A 15,941-nucleotide genomic window follows, 5' to 3' on the forward strand; every position below is an offset into this window, starting at 1 on the left:
GGCTCAGGCCAGCGCGTCGCGGGCGCGTTCGGCGTCCTGGCAGTCGACGAAGTTGACCGCCACGCCGTGGGCGCCGAGCACCGCCGCGAACTGGCGCAGGCGCGCCTGGAACTGCTGGAAGCGGCGTTCCAGCCGGTCGCGGCATTCGTCGCTGTCGCAGGGCGCCTCCGGTGCGTAGCGCGCGTGCCAGGCGCGCGGCGAGAACAGGGCGATGCGCGCTTCGCCATCGGCATAGCGCAGCAACGGTTCCGGCACCGCGTCCAGCCAGGCCTCGCCGCCGGGTTCCAGCAAGGCGGTTTCCAGCAGCGGCCACAGCGGCGCCAGGCCGGCATGGTCGTACTGCATCGCGGTCATCGCGGCGAGGTCGTGCACGGTCAGGTAGCGCGCATGCTCGATCCGCAGGCCGAACGCGGTCTGCGCCTGCAGCGCGGTCTCGGCGCCGGCCATGCCGCGCTCCAGCAGTCCGTTCTCGAACGCATCGCCGACCCGGGCGATGGTGTCGGCGTCGCCGGAGAGCAGGAACGGCAGCAACCGGAAGGTGCCGCCGTCGTAGTCGGGCGACGGGGTCAGCGCGCCGGGCAGGCGGCCGTCGTGGCTGCCGAAGGCGATGATCCGGCCGTGGCCTTCGCCGTCGTGGCCGCCCCCCGGCGCACGTGCGGCCAGGTCGTCGAGCTCGCGATGCAGCGGCCAGCCCGGCCGCAGCAGCTCGACCGGGTCGTAGTGGGCGCCGACGGTGACCAGCTGCAGCCGCGCGGCGTCGGCCTCGAAGTCGGCCAGGTCGCGGGCGATCAATCCGGCCAGGGCGCCGGCATCGCCCTGCGGCAGGGTGGTGCGGGCGATCGCGGCGCCGGCGGTCAGCTCCAGCGCGAGGGCGCCGAGCACGGCCAGGTCAGGCGCATGCGGGGCCGGCATGGCGGTCGGGTCGGGAGCGGTCATCGGCAGCAGGATACGGTGGCGTTTGGTTGTGCGCGGGGCCGGCGCTACACTCGGCGCAGCCCCAATGTGTCGCGGGCCGTCGCCGTCCATTATGCCCGCTGGTCGTGGCGGTCAGCGCCGCCGCCGTCCACATTCCCGTCCATTCCCGCGAGTCGTCAGCTCCACAAGCCCCACGAGGTATACCGATGCGCCCAATCCGTCCCGTCGCCGTGCTCGGTGGCGTCCGCATCCCGTTCTGCCGCCAGAACACCGCCTATGCGGACGTGGGCAACCTCGGCATGTCGGTACGCACGCTCGGCGCGCTGGTCGAGAAATTCGGCCTGCACGGACAGGTGCTGGGCGAGGTCGCGATGGGCGCGGTGATCAAGCACAGCAGCGACTGGAACCTCGGCCGCGAGGCGGCGTTGTCGTCGGGACTGTCGTCGCTGACCCCGGGTATCACCCTGCAACGCGCCTGCGGCACCTCGCTGGACTCGATCATCACCGTCGCCAACAAGATCGCGGTCGGCCAGATCGAATCCGGCATCGGCGGCGGCTCGGACACCACCTCCGACGTGCCGATCGTCTATGGCAAGAAGCTGCGCCGGCGCCTGCTCGCCGCCAATGCCGCGCGCGACCTCAAGGGCAGGCTGGCCGCGTTCAAGGGCTTCTCGCTGCGCGAGCTCAAGCCCGAGTTCCCCGGCGTGGCCGAGCCGCGCACCGGCAAGAGCATGGGCGAGCACTGCGAGGACATGGCCAAGCAGTGGAACATCGGCCGCGACTCGCAGGACGAGTGGGCGCTGTCCTCGCACCAGAAGCTCGCCGCCGCCTACGAGCGCGGCTTCTTCGATGACCTGGTGGTGAGCTTCCGCGGCGTGTCCCGCGACAACATCCTGCGGCCGGACTCGACCCTGGAGAAGCTGGCGACGCTGAAGCCGGCGTTCGACAAGGTGTCCGGGCGCGGCACCCTGACCGCGGCCAACTCGACGCCGCTCACCGACGGCGCCGCCGCCTGCCTGCTGGCCAGCGACGAGTGGGCGCAGGCGCACGGCCACGAGGTGCTGTGCTACCTGCGCGATGCCCAGGTCGCCGCGGTCGACTTCGTCCATGGCGAGGGCCTGCTGATGGCGCCGACCGTGGCGGTGCCGGAGATGCTGGCGCGCAACGGCCTGAGCCTGCAGGACTTCGACTTCTACGAGATCCACGAAGCCTTCGCCGCCCAGGTGCTGTGCACGCTGCGCGCCTGGGAGAGCGAGGAGTACTGCCGCTCGCGGCTGGGCCTGGACGCGCCGCTGGGCCGGATCGATCCGGACAAGATCAACCCCAACGGCTCCTCGCTGGCGGCCGGACACCCGTTCGCCGCGACCGGCGCGCGCATCGTCGCCACCGCCGCCAAGGAGCTCAAGCAGCGCGGCGGCGGCCGCTGCCTGATCTCGATCTGCACCGCCGGCGGCATGGGCGTGGTCGCGATCCTGGAGCGCTGAGCAGGTTTAACGCTTGACGTTTAACGTTAAGCGTTATATTTTGCCGGAATGATACGCAGCTTCCGGTGCATGGATACGCAACGGTTGTTCGAGAGCGGAAAGTGCCGTCGTTTCAGCGCGATCGCCAGGATTGCCACACGCAAGCTGGTCCAGCTGGACGCGGCGCACACGCTGGACTTTCTGCGCGCACCGCCGGGCAATCGGCTCGAGGCCCTGCGGGGCGACCGTCGGGGTCAGCACAGCATCCGGATCAACGATCAGTTCCGGCTGTGCTTCCGCTGGACCGACGATGGACCGGAAGACGTGGAGATCGTCGACTATCACTGAGGCTTGATCATGTTCAAGAACGGCATGCGGCCGGTACACCCCGGCGAGATTCTGCGCGAGGACTACCTGGTGCCCCTTGAGCTGAGCGCGAACGCGCTGGCGCGACGGCTGCATGTGCCGGCGCCGCGGATCAACGACATCGTGCGCGAACGTCGGGGCATTTCCGCCGATACGGCGATGCGTCTGGCGCGCTACTTCGGCGGGGACGCGCGCTCGTGGCTCGATCTACAGGCCGCCTATGACCTGCGGGTGGCCGAGATCGAGAACCTGCGGCGGATCGAACGCGAGATCACCCCCGCCGCCGCGTGACCTGGCCGCATTGCCTGCTCGCGATCCTGGAGCGCTGAGCGCTTCCCGCGGGCATCGACAGACACCATGCCTGCGGTGTCCGCCGGCGAGCCGGCGCGGTTGGCCTCAGGCCGCCGCGACGATGTGGAACACGCCGAACTTGTTGCCGTCGGGATCGCGGAAGTAGGCCGCGTGCACACCCGGCCGGCGCTCGCCCGGCGGGCCTTCGCAACGCCCGCCGAGACGGAGCGCGGTGCCATGGATGCGGGCGACGTCGTCGATCGAGTGCGCCTTGAGTCCGACCATCGAACCGTTGCCGTGGCGGGCCGGCTGTTCGTCGTAGGGGCGGCATACCGCCAGCCCGACGCCGTCGTCCGGCCCCTTCCACAGGATCGAGCGATCGTTCCGCATCACCTGCCGCGCGCCCAGCAGCGCCAGCAGGCCGTCGTAGAAGGCGGCGGATCGCTCGAGGTCGTTGCTGCCGAGGATGACGTTGGTGAGCATGCCGTGGCCTCCGTGCCGGCGACTGACGATATCGCTCAGCCGCGCAGGCGCGGCAGGCCGTGCTCGTCGCGTTCCTCGATCGCGGCCTGGTCGTAGATCTTCTGCTTCAGGTCGCGGCCCGGGACTTCCACCGGCGCCTCGCCGCGGGCGACCCGCAGCGCATTGGCGTAGCACTGGCTGGCGCGCGCGTCGCCGGCCTGGGCGAAGCCGTTGCCGAGTTCTTCCCAGGCCTCGGCATTGCCGCCCTGGGCGAGCGCGCGATGCAGATAGGCCTCGGCCTGCGACCACTGGCCCTTGGCGCGGTGCAGGCGGGCCAGGCTCAGCAGCAGTCCGGGGCTGGCCGGGTGCGCCTGCAGCCAGCGCTCGGCATGGGCCAGGCGGGCGTCGAGGCGGCCGATCGGCAGGCGCCCGTAGAGGCTCGCCAGCTCGTCGCTCCAGCGGTTGTCGAGCGCGTGTTCGATGCTGCTCGCGGCGGCGTCCTCCCAGCGCAGCGCGGCGGCGCGTTCGGCGTAGGCGGCGACCGCGGCGGGGTCGCTGCGCAGCGGTTTGGGCAGGGCTTCCCAGCGGTCGGCCAGGACATTGGCATCGGCCGCCTCGCGCAGGCCGGCCTCGGCCCAGCGCGCTTCCAGCGCTTCCAGGCGGCGCCCCGGCAGGGCCTGCTGCTGGCGCAGGGCGCCGAGCAGGCCGTAGGCGTCGCCGGCGCGACCGAGCGCGGCCAGGGCCTCGGCCCGCAGGGCCAGGCCGCGCGGCGGCAGCGGTTGCGCGGCGGTGGCATCGAGCGCGGCCAGCGCATCGGCGGGACGGGCGTCGGCCAGCGCCAGTTCGGCGCTGACCACCGCGAACACCGCCGGCTGGGCATCGGCGATGCCGGCCAGGTGGGCGCGACCGGCCTCGGCATCGCCACGGCCGGTGGCCGCGTGCGCGGCGGCGATCCGCGCCACGGTCCCGGTTTCGCGATTGCCGGCGGCCTCGCCGAGCAGCTTTTCGGCGCGGCTCCACTGGCCCATGTGGGTGGCCAGCAGGCCGTCGAGCAGGCGCGCGCGCGCGGCCTTCTTGCGGTGCCGGCGCAGCATCGCGAACGGCGCGCTGAGCAGGCGCCAGAGCAGCCACAGCAGCAGCACGGCGACCGCCGCCAGCAACAGGGTGTAGGACAACGACTTGCGATAGGTCCAGTCGCCGAAGCTGACGATCACCAGGCCCGGATCCTGCGCCATCAACTGCGCGACCAGCGCCCCGAGCAGGGCCAGGACGATCCAGAACAGCAGGCTGCGGAACAGGTTCATGGGCGCTCCGATGGCGACACGTCCGCGGCGGCGCGCAGCTGCCGCAGTTGCTGCAGTGTGCTGCCGAGGGTGGGAACCGAGAGTGAAAGCGAGCGCTCGGCGATCCGGTCCAGTTCGCCGCGGCGGGCATCGAGCGCGGCCGATGGCGGCCACAAGCGATCCAGCCAGTCGCGCGCACGCGCCAGCGCGGCCCTGAAGCCGCCCTCGTCGCGGCGCTCGGCGGCGGCGCGGGCCAGGGTCAGTTCCAGTTGCAGGGCGGCCATCGCCGCGGCGCGGTCGGACGGCAGTTCGGCGATCACGCGGTCGCGCGGCTGGATGTCGAACACGTTGGCGAACGCGCGCTTCCACCACGGCCGGTCGCCGGCCGGGGCCTGGGCGGCGGTCTCCGGCGGGGTTTCCTCGAGCGCGCGGCTGAAGGCGTCGATGCGCGCCAACGCGTCGATCCGCGGGTCCGCATCGAGCGCGTCGATCGCCGCGCGCTCCTGGATCAGCGCCTGGCGCAGGTTCACGTAGGCCGGGTCCTTGATCGCGGCCAGCACCGCGTCCGCGGTCGCGTAGCTGCGCTTCGCGCCGGCCAGGTCGCCGGCGATCTCCAGCCGCTGCTGGCCGAACACCAGCAGCATCTCCGCCTCCTCCAGCCGCAGCGCCTGGACGCCATCGCGGTTCGGGTCGGCCAGGCGGGTGACGCTTTCCTCCAGCAGCGCCGCGCGCTGGCCGATGCCGAGCAGTTCGTCGCGCAGCACACGGTTGGTGGCGTCGGCCTGTTGCAGGCGCTGGACCTGCGCGCGCTGGTCGTCGCGCATCGCATCCAGGCGCTGGTTGAGGGCGTCGATGCGGTGATCGGCACTGGCGACCTGTGCGCGCGCGTCGGCCTCGTGCGATTTCCACCAGTTCCAGCCGTACCAGCCGGCGGCGGCGAGCGCGGCGAGGAACACCAGCAGGAACCATGGCCAACGCGCGGCGCGCCGGCGCGGCGCCTGCGCGGTGGGATTGCCAGGAGGCGGGAGGGATGTGGACGGGGCGGTGGAGTCGGACACGGCGTCAGGTCGCTGCATGAGTGGCTTCATGCTACCGGAACGCCCGTGCGGACTGGTTCAGAAAGGCTCCGGACGGGGCCGTGCCGGTGGCTTCGCCGGCTACCGGCCGGGCCCGGCGTATCCAGCGGCGGCCACCAGTTGCGCCGGTCGCGGCCCGGCGGCGACCACGACCTCGCGCAGGCCGTGCTCGCGGGCCAGCGCCGCCAGCCGCGCGCTGGCGGCGACCGCGCGGGCCGCGCGCAGGGTCGCGGCGGCGTCGGCCGGCAGTTGCGCCAGCACCTGGGTCAAGGCCTCGCCGCTGCTGATCGCAAGCACCAGCGGGCCGCGTGCCGCCCGCAGCGCGGCGACCGCGCGCGGCGGCGGCGGCAAGGGTTCGCGGGCGTAGACGTCGGCACGGACGACCTGCGCGCCGCGCGCCTGCAGCGCCGGTTGCAACAGGCCGCGACCGCCGGGGGCCGTCACCAGGCCCAGGCGGCTGCCGCGCAGCGACTGCAGTCCCGGCAGGTCGAGCAGGCCTTCGCTGTCCATCCGCTGCGGGTGCGCGACCGCATGCACACCGGCGCGCGCCAGCGCCGCCGCGGTGCCGGCGCCGACCGCGAACCAGCCACTTGCGTCGAGGCCGCGCAGGGCGCGCAGCGCGGCGGCCGCGCGCACCGCTTCCGGGCTGGTGAACACGACCCGGTCGGCGGTCAGGGCGTCGTCGAGCCGTCGCCGGCTGGCGGCGTCGTCGAAGTGCCGCAGGCGGCAGCTCGACAGCGCGATCAGTCCGCCGCCATGGCGGGCGGCGGCTCGACGCAGCGCTTCGTGGCGGCCGCTGGGGCGCAGCGAAACCAGGTGCCAGCGGCGGGCGGGAGCGGTGGCGGACATGGCGCACAGCTTGGCACAGGGAGGCGCGGGACCGTACGCCGGCGCAGCGTCGTCGTCGCCACACAATGTCTGTACCCTGCGCCGGCCCGGCGGGCGGATCGACCGTCCCGCCGCCTCCCTCCGCTGCCGCCCCCGATACCGAATGTCATTGGACACGCTCGCTTCTCCGCCGCTCGCCCCGTCGCAGCCCGACGCCGCCGCACTCGTCCGCCTCAAGGCCCACTACGACTCGATGCCGCCGGTTGCGGTGATGGACCTTTCGATCGCCGGCTACGACGGCCAGCGGCTGCGCCTGCATGCGCCGCTGGCGCGCCACGTCAACGACAAGGGCTGCGCGTTCGGCGGCAGCCTGGCGTCGATGATGACCCTGGCCGCCTGGGGGCTGGTATCGCTGCACGTGGAAGCGGCCGGACTGGACGCCGACGTGTTCGTCGCCGACAGCCAGATCGGCTACCTGGCGCCGTTGTTCGCCGACCTGGACGTGGAGGCCGAAGCCGCGCCCGGCGCCGACTGGAGCACCTTCATCGCCACCCTGCGTAGTCGCGGCCGGGCGCGGATCAGCGTGGTCGCGCATGCGCGGCTGCCGGAGGGCGGCAGTGCGACCGAGTTCACCGCACGCTACGTGGCGATACTGCGGCGCTGAATCGTGTTCCCGGCTACGATGCGCGGGTATCCGCAATTGCCGGGGAAACCGATGCGCCTGACGAATCCGCTGTTCCGTCCCGTCCTGTTCGCCTGCCTGGTCGCGGTCGTCGCCGTGCTCGGCGGCTGCGCCAGTCTCGGCCCCAAGGCCGATGCGCTGCACCGCACCCAGTACGCCTGGTCGGGCGCGATCCGCTGGGGCGACTTCGAGGGCGCCTGGGGCCTGCTCGACCCGGACATGCGCGACGAGAAGCCGATGACCGACCTGGAGATGGAGCGCTACAAGCAGGTCCAGATCTCGCATTACCGCGATATCGGCGGCATGAGCGACCTCGACGGCGGCACCGCGGCGCGCGACATCGAGATCGGCGTGATCAACCGCCATACCCTGGCCGAACGCACCGTGCGCTACCAGGAAACCTGGCGCTGGGACGAGGAAGCCAAGCGCTGGTGGGTGACCAGCCCGATGCCGGATCTGTGGTCGGGGCAATAGGCTCCGGACCCCGTTCTTTTGCGCCGGCGCCGGCGCTGGGCGACAATCCCCGGCCCCGTGCGCCCCGCGGCGTCGAATTTCGCGGGGCCGTTCCCTTCCTGGCTTGTTCCCCTTTCAGCGTGGCCGTGATCCGTGAATCTTGAAGAACTGCTGGCCTTCTTCGGCCGCCATCCCTACCTGTCCATGGGCCTGGCCGGCCTGACCGTGGCCCTGATCTACACCGAGATCGCGCGCCTGTTCCGTGGCTACAAGGCGCTGCGCCCGGCCGAGCTGACCGGGCTGATCAACCGCGACAACGCGCTGGTCGTCGACCTGTCCTCAAGCAGCGACTTCGAGAAGGGCCACATCGCCGGCAGCAAGTCGGTCGCGCTCAGCCAGTTCGACCCCGAGAGCAAGCTGCTGGCCAACGTGAAGCAGTTGCCGGTGGTGGTGGTCTGCCGCAACGGCATGGCCTCGACCGCGGCGGCCAAGCGGTTGAAGAAGGCCGGCTTCGAGCATGTCTACTGGCTCGACGGCGGCATCGCCGCCTGGCAGCAGGCCGACCTGCCGCTGGTCAAGGGGCGCAAGTAGCCGAACCGTCGCCGCGGCGCGGCTCCGGCGGTCACATAACCCGCGGTTGCCGGCCAACGGGCCTTGCGAACGCCGCATTCGCCCCAACCTGAGCTGTGCAGGGGGGAGTCGCGACGGGTTGCGTTCCATCGAGGACGATCCGGAGCGGTCATGGTCGCGTGCGATACTCCCGCACCTGAAGCTTTCAGAGCCCTTTCAAATCCTTGATCCGATAACTGTTTACCTGGAGTAACGAGATGTCCGAAGAGCAGAACAACGGCGCCGCCGCGCCGGCCGACGCCGCCGCGCAGAACGCCCCGACCTTCTCGGTCGAGAAGATCTACGTCAAGGACGTTTCGTTCGAGGTACCGGGTGCACCGGCCGTGTTCAACGAGCAGGCCCAGCCGCAGCTGCAGATGAACATGAACCAGAACGTGCAGCGTCTAGGCGAGAACGCCTTCGAGGTGGTGCTGGGCATCACCCTGACCTGCACCGTCGGCGAGAAGTCGATCTATCTGGCCGAAGTCAAGCAGGCCGGCGTGTTCGGCGTTTCCGGCTTCGACCCGCAGACCCTGGACGGCCTGCTGGGCAGCCACTGCCCGAGCATCCTGTACCCGTATGCCCGCCAGTTGATCAGCGACCTGATCCAGGCCGGCGGCTTCCCGCCGTTCTACCTGCAGCCGGTCAACTTCGACGCGCTGTACGCCGAAGGCCTGCGCCAGCGCCAGCAGCAGAACGGCGACGGTCTGGCCGACGCCGAGGCCGCCGGCAACGCCTGATCCGGCCCATGACCGGAGCCGATAACGCAACGGGTGCCGGCAAGGCACCCATCACGGTGCTGGGCGCGGGCTCTTGGGGCACCGCACTGGCTTCGCTCGCCGCCCGGCACGGTCATCCGACCGTGCTGTGGGGGCGCGACGCCGATGCCGTCGCGGCGATCAACCAGCATCACGAGAACACCCGCTACCTGCCCGGGCACCCGCTACCGGACAACCTGGTCGCGACCACCGACCTGGCCGGGGCCCTGGGCGGCGCCGGCATGGTCCTGGTCGTGGTGCCCTCGCATGCCTTTGCCGAGATCCTGCGCGCGCTGGCGCCGCACCGCCCCGCCGGTGCCGGCGTGGCCTGGGCGACCAAGGGTTTCGAGCCGGGCAGCGGCCGCTTCCTGCACGAGGTCGCCGAGGAAGTGCTAGGCGCCGACGTGCCGCTGGCGGTGGTCACCGGACCGTCGTTCGCGAAGGAGGTCGTCGCCGGGCTGCCGACCGCACTGACCGTGCATTCGGACGATGCCGGCTTCGCCCAGCAGGTCGCCGACACCCTGCACGGACCGGCGTTCCGCGCCTACACCGGCGACGACATGGTCGGTGCCGAGCTCGGCGGTGCGATGAAGAACGTGCTGGCGGTCGCCACCGGCGTCGCCGACGGCATGGACCTGGGCCTGAACGCCCGCGCCGGCCTGATCACCCGTGGCCTCAACGAGATGCTGCGGCTGAACCAGGCGATCGGCGGCAAGGCCGAGACCCTGATGGGCCTGGCCGGCCTCGGCGATCTGGTGCTGACCTGCACCGGCGACCTGTCGCGCAACCGCCGCCTCGGCCTCGCGCTGGGCCGCGGCCAGAGCATCGCCGACGCGGTCCGCGAGATCGGCCAGGTGGTCGAGTCGGTGCAGACCGCCGACGAAGTGATGCGCCAGGCCGAGCGCCATGGCATCGAACTGCCGATCTCCAGCGCGGTGCGCGCGGTCCTGCACGGCGAGATCACCCCGGCGGACGGCCTGCGCCAGCTGCTGGCACGCGAGCAGAAGCCCGAATACCCGGTCGGCCTGTTCGGCTGAGGAGGCGGGCACGAACGTGCCCGCACCTCGGGACATCCATGTGGGAGCGGCGTCAGCCGCGATTCCCGGGCGGCGCCCGGGAATCCCCAAAGTTTGCTTCGCAAACCATGGGCCCCGCCGTTGCGCTTCCACACCCCCATTCGCGCCGATGGCGCGAATCGCCCCCTGACTCAGGGGGCTGGGTCCGTGCTGTATCGCATCTCGTAGGAGCGGCGTGAGCCGCGAGGGCCTTCCCATGAATGCTTCATCGCGGCTTATGCCGCTCCTACGGGGCTTGGGCGGTTTGTCTCGGCTCAGCCCAGTTCGGCCAGCCAGTCGCGTGGCCGCAGGTAGTCGGCCAGGCGCGCCTCGGCGCTGCCCGGCTCGGGCTGGTAGCCGTACTCCCAGCGCACCAGCGGCGGCATGCTCATCAGGATCGACTCGGTGCGTCCGCCCGACTGCAGCCCGAACAGGGTGCCGCGATCGAACACCAGGTTGAACTCGACATAGCGGCCGCGACGGTACAGCTGGAACTGCCGCTCGCGTTCGCCCCATGCGGTCTCTCGGCGACGTTCGACGATCGGCAGATAGGCCTCCAGGAAGCCGTCGCCGACCGCGCGCAGGTAATCGAACTCGCGATTGAAGTCGCCGTGCAGATCGTCGAAGAACAGCCCGCCGATGCCGCGGGTCTCGTCGCGGTGCTTGAGGAAGAAGTAGTCGTCGCACCAGCGCTTGTGGGCGTCGTAGCGTTGCTGGCCGCCGAACGGCTCGCAGACCCGGCGCGCGACCTGGTGCCAGTGCAGCACGTCCTCGTCGAACGGGTAGAACGGGGTCAGGTCGAAGCCGCCGCCGAACCACCAGGCGACGGTCTCGCCGTCACGCTCGGCGGTGAAATGGCGGACGTTGGCGTGGGTGGTCGGGATGTAGGGATTGCGCGGGTGGAACACCAGCGAGACGCCGACCGCGCGCCACGAGGCGCCGACCAGTTCCGGCCGCGCGGCGGTTGCCGACGGCGGCAGGCGGGTGCCGGAGACGTCCGAGAAACCGATCCCGGCCTGCTCGAATACCGCGCCGTCGCGCAGCACCCGGGTGCGGCCGCCGCCGCCCAGGGTCGCCGCGCCGCTCTCGCCCGGCGCCCGGGTCCAGGTGTCCTCCTGGAAGCGGGCCTGTCCGTCGGCGGTCTCGATGGCCCGGCAGATGCGGTCCTGCAGGCCGGTCAGATAGCTGCGTGCGCGTTCGAAATTGTCCATGGCGCGCATTCTACGGGGCGCCCGGCCGCACCGATTGATCCGGCTCAAGGCGCGGACGCGGCGGACGCCCGCGGCGGGGGTTCACAGGCCTGTCGACATGGCGTTCCTGACGGTGTTCCCACCCTGGCGAGGCGGCGCGGATGGCGGTCTACATCGAACTCATGCAAGCGCAGAACTATCAGGAGAATGGGCGCTTCGGTCATGCCATCGAGCTGCAGGCGGTGGTGTCGAACCGCAAGGGCGCCCGTCTGCACTGGCTGCAGCGCAGCGACCGCGCGTCGGGGCCGGACCTGCCGGCCGACACCTGGGTCGATCTGTATCGGCTGGCGCCGCAGTCGCCGCTGTTCGAGGCCTGGCAGAAGAGCGATGGCGAGTCCGGACTGGCGACGGTTCCGCTTCCCGAGGTGGCGTCGATCCGGTGCGAGGCCGATGCCGAACGGGTGCTGGATTTCTGGGTCGTGGTGATCGACGGCGTGGATGCCACCGGCGCCAGCGACGGCGACTGGGCGGTGATGCAGGCACGGCAGACGCTGAGGTGCGACGCCGGCGGCAGCATCGTCGAACAGTTCTTCCTGATCACCGGCGACGAGGTCGGTGTCGACGGCACTCCGCCGTACCCGCCGGGTTTCAGCCCGCAGTAGGGCAGGGACATGGCGGGACCGGTGCGCTTGCAGCGCCGGGCGCGATGGCGACAATCGGAGCCCACCGTCCGTCGCTCATGCAGGCCCGCCATGTCCCCATCCAGTCCGGCGCTCCGTCGCGCGCTCGTCACCGGCGGCAGCGGCGACATCGGCAGCGCGATCTGCCGTCGCCTCGCCGCCGACGGCTGCCACGTCATCGTCCACGCCAACCGCAATCGCGCCCAGGCCGAGGCGGTGGTGGCCGCGATCGGGGCCGACGGCGGCCAGGCCGAGGCGGTCGCCTTCGATGTCGCCGACGCCGACGCCTGCAGCACGGCGATCGAAACCCTGCTGCAGGCCGGGCCGATCCAGGTGGTGGTCAACAACGCCGGCATCCACGACGACGCACCGATGGCGGGCATGTCGCAGACGCAATGGAAGCGGGTGATCGATGTGTCGCTGCACGGTTTCTTCCACGTCACCCAGCCGCTGCTGCTGCCGATGGCGCGCACCCGCTGGGGCCGGGTGGTCAGCGTGTCGTCGGTGGCGGCGGTGCTGGGCAACCGCGGCCAGACCAACTACGCCGCGGCCAAGGCCGCGCTGCACGGCGCGACCCGCTCGCTGGCGCGGGAAATGGGCAGCCGCGGGATCACCGCCAACGTGGTCGCGCCGGGAGTGATCGAGGGCCGGATGGCCGACGACAGCTTCCCGCCGGACGCGATCCGGCAGATGGTCCCCGCCGGCCGCGCCGGTCGCGCCGACGAGGTCGCCGCGCTGGTGGCGTTCCTGTGCTCGGACGCGGCCGGCTATGTCAACGGCCAGGTAATCGGCATCAACGGTGGCATGGGGTGAGAGCCGGCGTTTGCGAGCCACTGGCTCGCGCCGGCTCGAACGCCATGCGCGCTGCAGCGGGCCGGGGGGTGCGAGGTGAGCGCGTGGCGCGCGCCCCCAGCGGCACGGAAAGCGTGTTGTTTCCTTTTGGAAGCTCAGGTTCCTTTGTTTTTTTAGGCAAGAGCTTCCGCCACCAGGGCGGCGGGTGACTTTTCTTTGCTGGCCCAAAGAAAAGTCACCAAAAGAATGGGCAGCCCCGACAAGGCTCAATCGTGAGTGGTGAGCGTCCCAGCATTTTTCGACACGACATCCTGTCGTGACCGAAAAACGGCGCGCGTCCGTGCGCGCCGCCCTCCGGGTCTGCAGGCGATGCGGGCTGCTCGCTTTCAGGAAGATCAAAAGCAGCGCTGTTGACCTTGACCCTCAGCGACTTAAAGCCCGCCGCGCACCGGAGGGGGCGGCGGCCGTAGAGGCGCCCATGTCTGAGCGCAGCGAGTTTGGGCGCCGTGCCGCCGGCCTCGAGGCGCACAGGGGACCGGGACGGCGCAGCCAGCCCGGCGGGCGTCAGGAGCGGGCGGTTTTGGTTCCTTTTGCCAAGACAAAAGGAACCCGCCGAAGGCGGAAGCCTTTGATCTCGATCGAGAAGACCTCCGGTCAGAAAGGCGGCTTCCTGGCCTGCTCCGGATGAGCGGCCGGATCGGCCAGATCAAGATCAACGGCTTCCGCCACCCAGGGCGGCGGGTAACTTTTCTTTGCTGGCCCAAAGAAAAGTCACCAAAAGAAAGGGCCGTCCCGACAGGGCTCAATCGTGAGTGGTGAGCGTCCCAGGATTTTTCGACTCGCCATCCTGGCTCGACCGAAAAACGGCGCGCGTCCCTGCGCGCCGCCCTCCGGGTCTGCGCCGGGTACGGGCTGTCCGAGTGCCAGCAAGGTCAAGAGCGCCCGATGCTGTTGACCCTGACCTTGACCTTCAGCGACTTAAAGCCCGCCGAGCACCGGAGAGGACGGCGGCCGTAGAGGCGCCCATGTCTGAGCGCAGCGAGTTTGGGCGCCGTGCCGCCGGCCTTGAGGCGCACAGGGGACCGGGGCGGCGCAGCCGTCCCGGCGGGCGTCAGGAGCGGGCGGTTTTGGTTCCTTTTGCCAAGACAAAAGGAACCCGCCGAAGGCGGAAGCCTTTGCTTCTGACTTCGCATGAAGGGCGGAAGCTTTTGCTCTCGAACATCGAGTGTCACACGTGGACAACAGCGTGTCCGCCGAACTCCGGGTCGTCGCCGGCGCCACCGTCGATGGAACGGGTGGCCCCGGAATCAATGCCAACCTTCGACTACACTCGCGCCATGAAAATCGCCAGCTGGAACGTCAACTCCCTCAACGTCCGCCTTCCGCATCTGCAGCAGTGGCTGTCGCAGGCGGCGCCGGACATCGTCGCGCTGCAGGAGACCAAGCTGGAGGACAGCCGGTTTCCTGACGAGGTCCTGGCCGCCGACGGCTGGCGCAGCGTGTTTGCCGGGCAGAAGACCTACAACGGCGTGGCGATCCTCGCGCGCGGGGCGATCGACGACGTGCAGATCGGCATTCCCGGCTTCGAGGACGAACAGAAGCGGGTGATCGCGGCGACCGTCGCCGCGCCCGGAGCGTCGGATCCGGTGCGCATCGTCAACCTGTACGTGGTCAACGGCCAGGACGTGGGCACCGACAAGTACGACTACAAGCTGCGCTGGCTCGATGCGGTGCACGGCTGGCTGGCCGCGGAGATCCAGCGGCATCCGCGGCTGGTGGTGCTGGGCGACTTCAACATTGCCCCCGACGACCGCGACGTCCACGACCCCGAGCTGTGGAACGACGGCCATATCCTGACCTCGACCGCCGAGCGCGACGCGCTGCGCAGGCTTTGCGCGCTGGGCCTGCACGACGGCTATCGCCTGCACCACGAGGAGGGCGGGGTGTTCAGCTGGTGGGACTACCGTCAGGCCGGATTCCGCCGCGACCGCGGCCTGCGCATCGACCTGACCCTGGTCTCGGACGCCCTGCGCGAGGCCTGTTCGGGCGCCGGCATCGATCGCGAGCCGCGCACCTGGGAGCGGCCGAGCGACCACGCCCCGGCCTGGGTCCAGCTGGGCTGAGCGGAGCGCCGCTCAGCCCAGCGCCGGGTCCGCGCGCAGGCCCTCGACCAGGTGATCGAACACCGCGCGGACCTTGGCCGAGACCCGGCGGCCCTCGTGATGCAGGACATGGACCGGCAGCGGCGGAGGCTCGAATCCGGCCAGCACCACCACCAGGGCGCCCGACGCCAGCGCCGGCGCGACCTGGTAACTGAGTAGGCGCGCGCAGCCGTCGCCGGCGATCGCGGCGGCGATCGCCAGGTCGGCGCTGTCGGTGGTCAACCGCGAATGCACGCGCACGCTGCGGCCGGAGCCGAAGCTCCATTCCGGGCCCGGACTCTGGCCGGTGAACTGGATGCAGGCATGCCCGGCGAGCGCGTCGGGGCTGGCGGGGACGCCGTGCGCATCCAGGTAGGACGGCGCCGCGCACACCATCCGCCGCACCTGCCCGACCTGGACCGCGCGCAACGACGACTCGGCCAGGGCGCCCAGGCGCACCGCGATGTCCATGTGTTCCTCGTAGAGGTTGACGACGCGGTCGACGAACAAGGTGTGCACACTGATCAGCGGTTGCCGGCGCAGCAGGGTGCACAGCAGCGGGCCGACATGGCCGCGACCGAACAACTGCGAGCTGGTGACCCCGACCCGGCCGCGCGGGGTCGCGTGGGTGCCGGCCGCCGCCGCCTCGGCCTCGGCCAGATCGGCGAGCAGGCGCCGGCATTCGTGCAGGAAGCGGTCGCCGGCATCGGTCAGCTGCACCCGCCGGGTGGTGCGGTGGAACAGCCGCGCGCCCAGCCGCGCCTCCAGCGCCGCCACCGCGCGGGTCACGCTTGGCGCGGATGTGCCCAGCTGCCGCGCCGCCGCGGCGAAGCCGCCGCGCTCGGCGACGGCCTGGAAGACGAGCATTTCGTGGAAGCGGTCCATTGATACGAAAAA

At 71.0% G+C, this 15,941-nt stretch carries 18 protein-coding genes; 11 read left to right on the top strand and 7 right to left on the bottom strand.

Annotated features, from left to right (window positions below; translation table 11 throughout):
- Positions 1 to 3: 3 nt before the first annotated feature.
- Positions 4 to 936: a hypothetical protein gene (locus C9I47_RS01020; protein ID WP_223250221.1), complete on the bottom strand. Its 933-nt coding sequence runs from the start codon at positions 934 to 936 to the stop codon at positions 4 to 6.
- 185 nt (positions 937 to 1,121) lie between these two features.
- Here C9I47_RS01020 and C9I47_RS01025 point away from each other — a divergent pair, with 185 nt between their 5' ends.
- The 3 genes from C9I47_RS01025 to C9I47_RS01035 are packed head-to-tail and all read left to right on the top strand — an operon-like array spanning position 1,122 to position 3,035.
- Positions 1,122 to 2,399, top strand: a complete 1,278-nt coding sequence (locus C9I47_RS01025; protein WP_111265081.1) for an acetyl-CoA C-acetyltransferase — start codon at positions 1,122 to 1,124, stop codon at positions 2,397 to 2,399.
- 48 nt (positions 2,400 to 2,447) lie between these two features.
- The gene (locus C9I47_RS01030) at positions 2,448 to 2,726 is read left to right on the top strand and encodes a type II toxin-antitoxin system RelE/ParE family toxin (protein WP_111265082.1); all 279 of its coding nucleotides are present in this window, start codon (positions 2,448 to 2,450) and stop codon (positions 2,724 to 2,726) included.
- A 9-nt stretch (positions 2,727 to 2,735) separates the two neighbouring features.
- Positions 2,736 to 3,035: a HigA family addiction module antitoxin gene (locus tag C9I47_RS01035; RefSeq protein WP_111267886.1), complete on the top strand. Its 300-nt coding sequence runs from the start codon at positions 2,736 to 2,738 to the stop codon at positions 3,033 to 3,035.
- A 105-nt stretch (positions 3,036 to 3,140) separates the two neighbouring features.
- On the opposite strand, the gene C9I47_RS01040 is transcribed toward C9I47_RS01035, so the two are convergent.
- The 4 genes from C9I47_RS01040 to C9I47_RS01055 form a co-directional block, all read right to left on the bottom strand.
- Complete coding sequence (locus tag C9I47_RS01040) at positions 3,141 to 3,518, bottom strand: VOC family protein (RefSeq protein ID WP_111265083.1); 378 nt, start codon at positions 3,516 to 3,518, stop codon at positions 3,141 to 3,143.
- Positions 3,519 to 3,553: 35 nt separating this feature from the next.
- Positions 3,554 to 4,801: a heme biosynthesis protein HemY gene (locus tag C9I47_RS01045; protein WP_111265084.1), complete on the bottom strand. Its 1,248-nt coding sequence runs from the start codon at positions 4,799 to 4,801 to the stop codon at positions 3,554 to 3,556.
- A complete protein-coding gene (locus C9I47_RS01050) occupies positions 4,798 to 5,856 on the bottom strand; it encodes a uroporphyrinogen-III C-methyltransferase (protein WP_111265085.1) in 1,059 nt (352 codons plus the stop codon). Before C9I47_RS01050 ends, C9I47_RS01045 begins: the two co-directional genes overlap by 4 nt.
- Positions 5,857 to 5,937: 81 nt before the next feature.
- On the bottom strand, positions 5,938 to 6,705 hold the full coding sequence (locus C9I47_RS01055; protein WP_111265086.1) for a uroporphyrinogen-III synthase: 768 nt from the start codon (positions 6,703 to 6,705) through the stop codon (positions 5,938 to 5,940).
- Between the two features lie 142 nt (positions 6,706 to 6,847).
- Here C9I47_RS01055 and C9I47_RS01060 point away from each other — a divergent pair, with 142 nt between their 5' ends.
- The 5 genes from C9I47_RS01060 (at position 6,848) to C9I47_RS01080 (ending at position 10,223) form a co-directional block, all read left to right on the top strand.
- Positions 6,848 to 7,348, top strand: coding sequence for a YiiD C-terminal domain-containing protein (locus C9I47_RS01060; RefSeq protein WP_111265087.1), 501 nt, complete (start codon positions 6,848 to 6,850; stop codon positions 7,346 to 7,348).
- 51 nt (positions 7,349 to 7,399) lie between these two features.
- Positions 7,400 to 7,840 carry a hypothetical protein gene (locus C9I47_RS01065; RefSeq protein ID WP_111265088.1) on the top strand — a complete coding sequence of 147 codons (441 nt, stop codon included), beginning with the start codon at positions 7,400 to 7,402 and terminating at the stop codon, positions 7,838 to 7,840.
- 132 nt (positions 7,841 to 7,972) lie between these two features.
- Positions 7,973 to 8,410 (top strand): rhodanese-like domain-containing protein, encoded by a 438-nt coding sequence (locus C9I47_RS01070; RefSeq protein ID WP_111265089.1) that lies wholly within the window; start codon positions 7,973 to 7,975, stop codon positions 8,408 to 8,410.
- A 236-nt stretch (positions 8,411 to 8,646) separates the two neighbouring features.
- Entirely contained in the window at positions 8,647 to 9,168 is a 522-nt protein-coding gene (gene secB, locus C9I47_RS01075) for a protein-export chaperone SecB (protein WP_111265090.1), read from the top strand.
- 8 nt (positions 9,169 to 9,176) lie between these two features.
- Positions 9,177 to 10,223 carry an NAD(P)H-dependent glycerol-3-phosphate dehydrogenase gene (locus tag C9I47_RS01080; protein ID WP_111265091.1) on the top strand — a complete coding sequence of 349 codons (1,047 nt, stop codon included), beginning with the start codon at positions 9,177 to 9,179 and terminating at the stop codon, positions 10,221 to 10,223.
- Between the two features lie 293 nt (positions 10,224 to 10,516).
- Here C9I47_RS01080 and hemF read toward each other — a convergent pair whose 3' ends face one another.
- Positions 10,517 to 11,452 (bottom strand): oxygen-dependent coproporphyrinogen oxidase, encoded by a 936-nt coding sequence (hemF, locus tag C9I47_RS01085; RefSeq protein ID WP_111267887.1) that lies wholly within the window; start codon positions 11,450 to 11,452, stop codon positions 10,517 to 10,519.
- A gap of 140 nt (positions 11,453 to 11,592) precedes the next feature.
- Between hemF and C9I47_RS01090 the strand changes: the two genes are divergently transcribed.
- From C9I47_RS01090 to xth, 3 genes are all read left to right on the top strand, one after another.
- Positions 11,593 to 12,093: a hypothetical protein gene (locus C9I47_RS01090; protein WP_111265092.1), complete on the top strand. Its 501-nt coding sequence runs from the start codon at positions 11,593 to 11,595 to the stop codon at positions 12,091 to 12,093.
- Between the two features lie 90 nt (positions 12,094 to 12,183).
- Positions 12,184 to 12,924, top strand: coding sequence for a 3-oxoacyl-ACP reductase FabG (gene fabG, locus C9I47_RS01095; RefSeq protein WP_111265093.1), 741 nt, complete (start codon positions 12,184 to 12,186; stop codon positions 12,922 to 12,924).
- 1,316 nt (positions 12,925 to 14,240) lie between these two features.
- On the top strand, positions 14,241 to 15,026 hold the full coding sequence (xth, locus tag C9I47_RS01100) for an exodeoxyribonuclease III (RefSeq protein ID WP_111265094.1): 786 nt from the start codon (positions 14,241 to 14,243) through the stop codon (positions 15,024 to 15,026).
- A gap of 12 nt (positions 15,027 to 15,038) precedes the next feature.
- Here the strand turns inward: xth and C9I47_RS01105 are convergent, their stop codons facing one another.
- Positions 15,039 to 15,929 carry a LysR family transcriptional regulator gene (locus C9I47_RS01105; protein ID WP_111265095.1) on the bottom strand — a complete coding sequence of 297 codons (891 nt, stop codon included), beginning with the start codon at positions 15,927 to 15,929 and terminating at the stop codon, positions 15,039 to 15,041.
- Between the last annotated feature and the right edge of the window lie 12 nt (positions 15,930 to 15,941).

It is taken from the genome of Marilutibacter maris (genome assembly GCF_003233695.1).
In the GTDB taxonomy this organism is placed as follows: Bacteria; Pseudomonadota; Gammaproteobacteria; order Xanthomonadales; family Xanthomonadaceae; genus Marilutibacter; species Marilutibacter maris.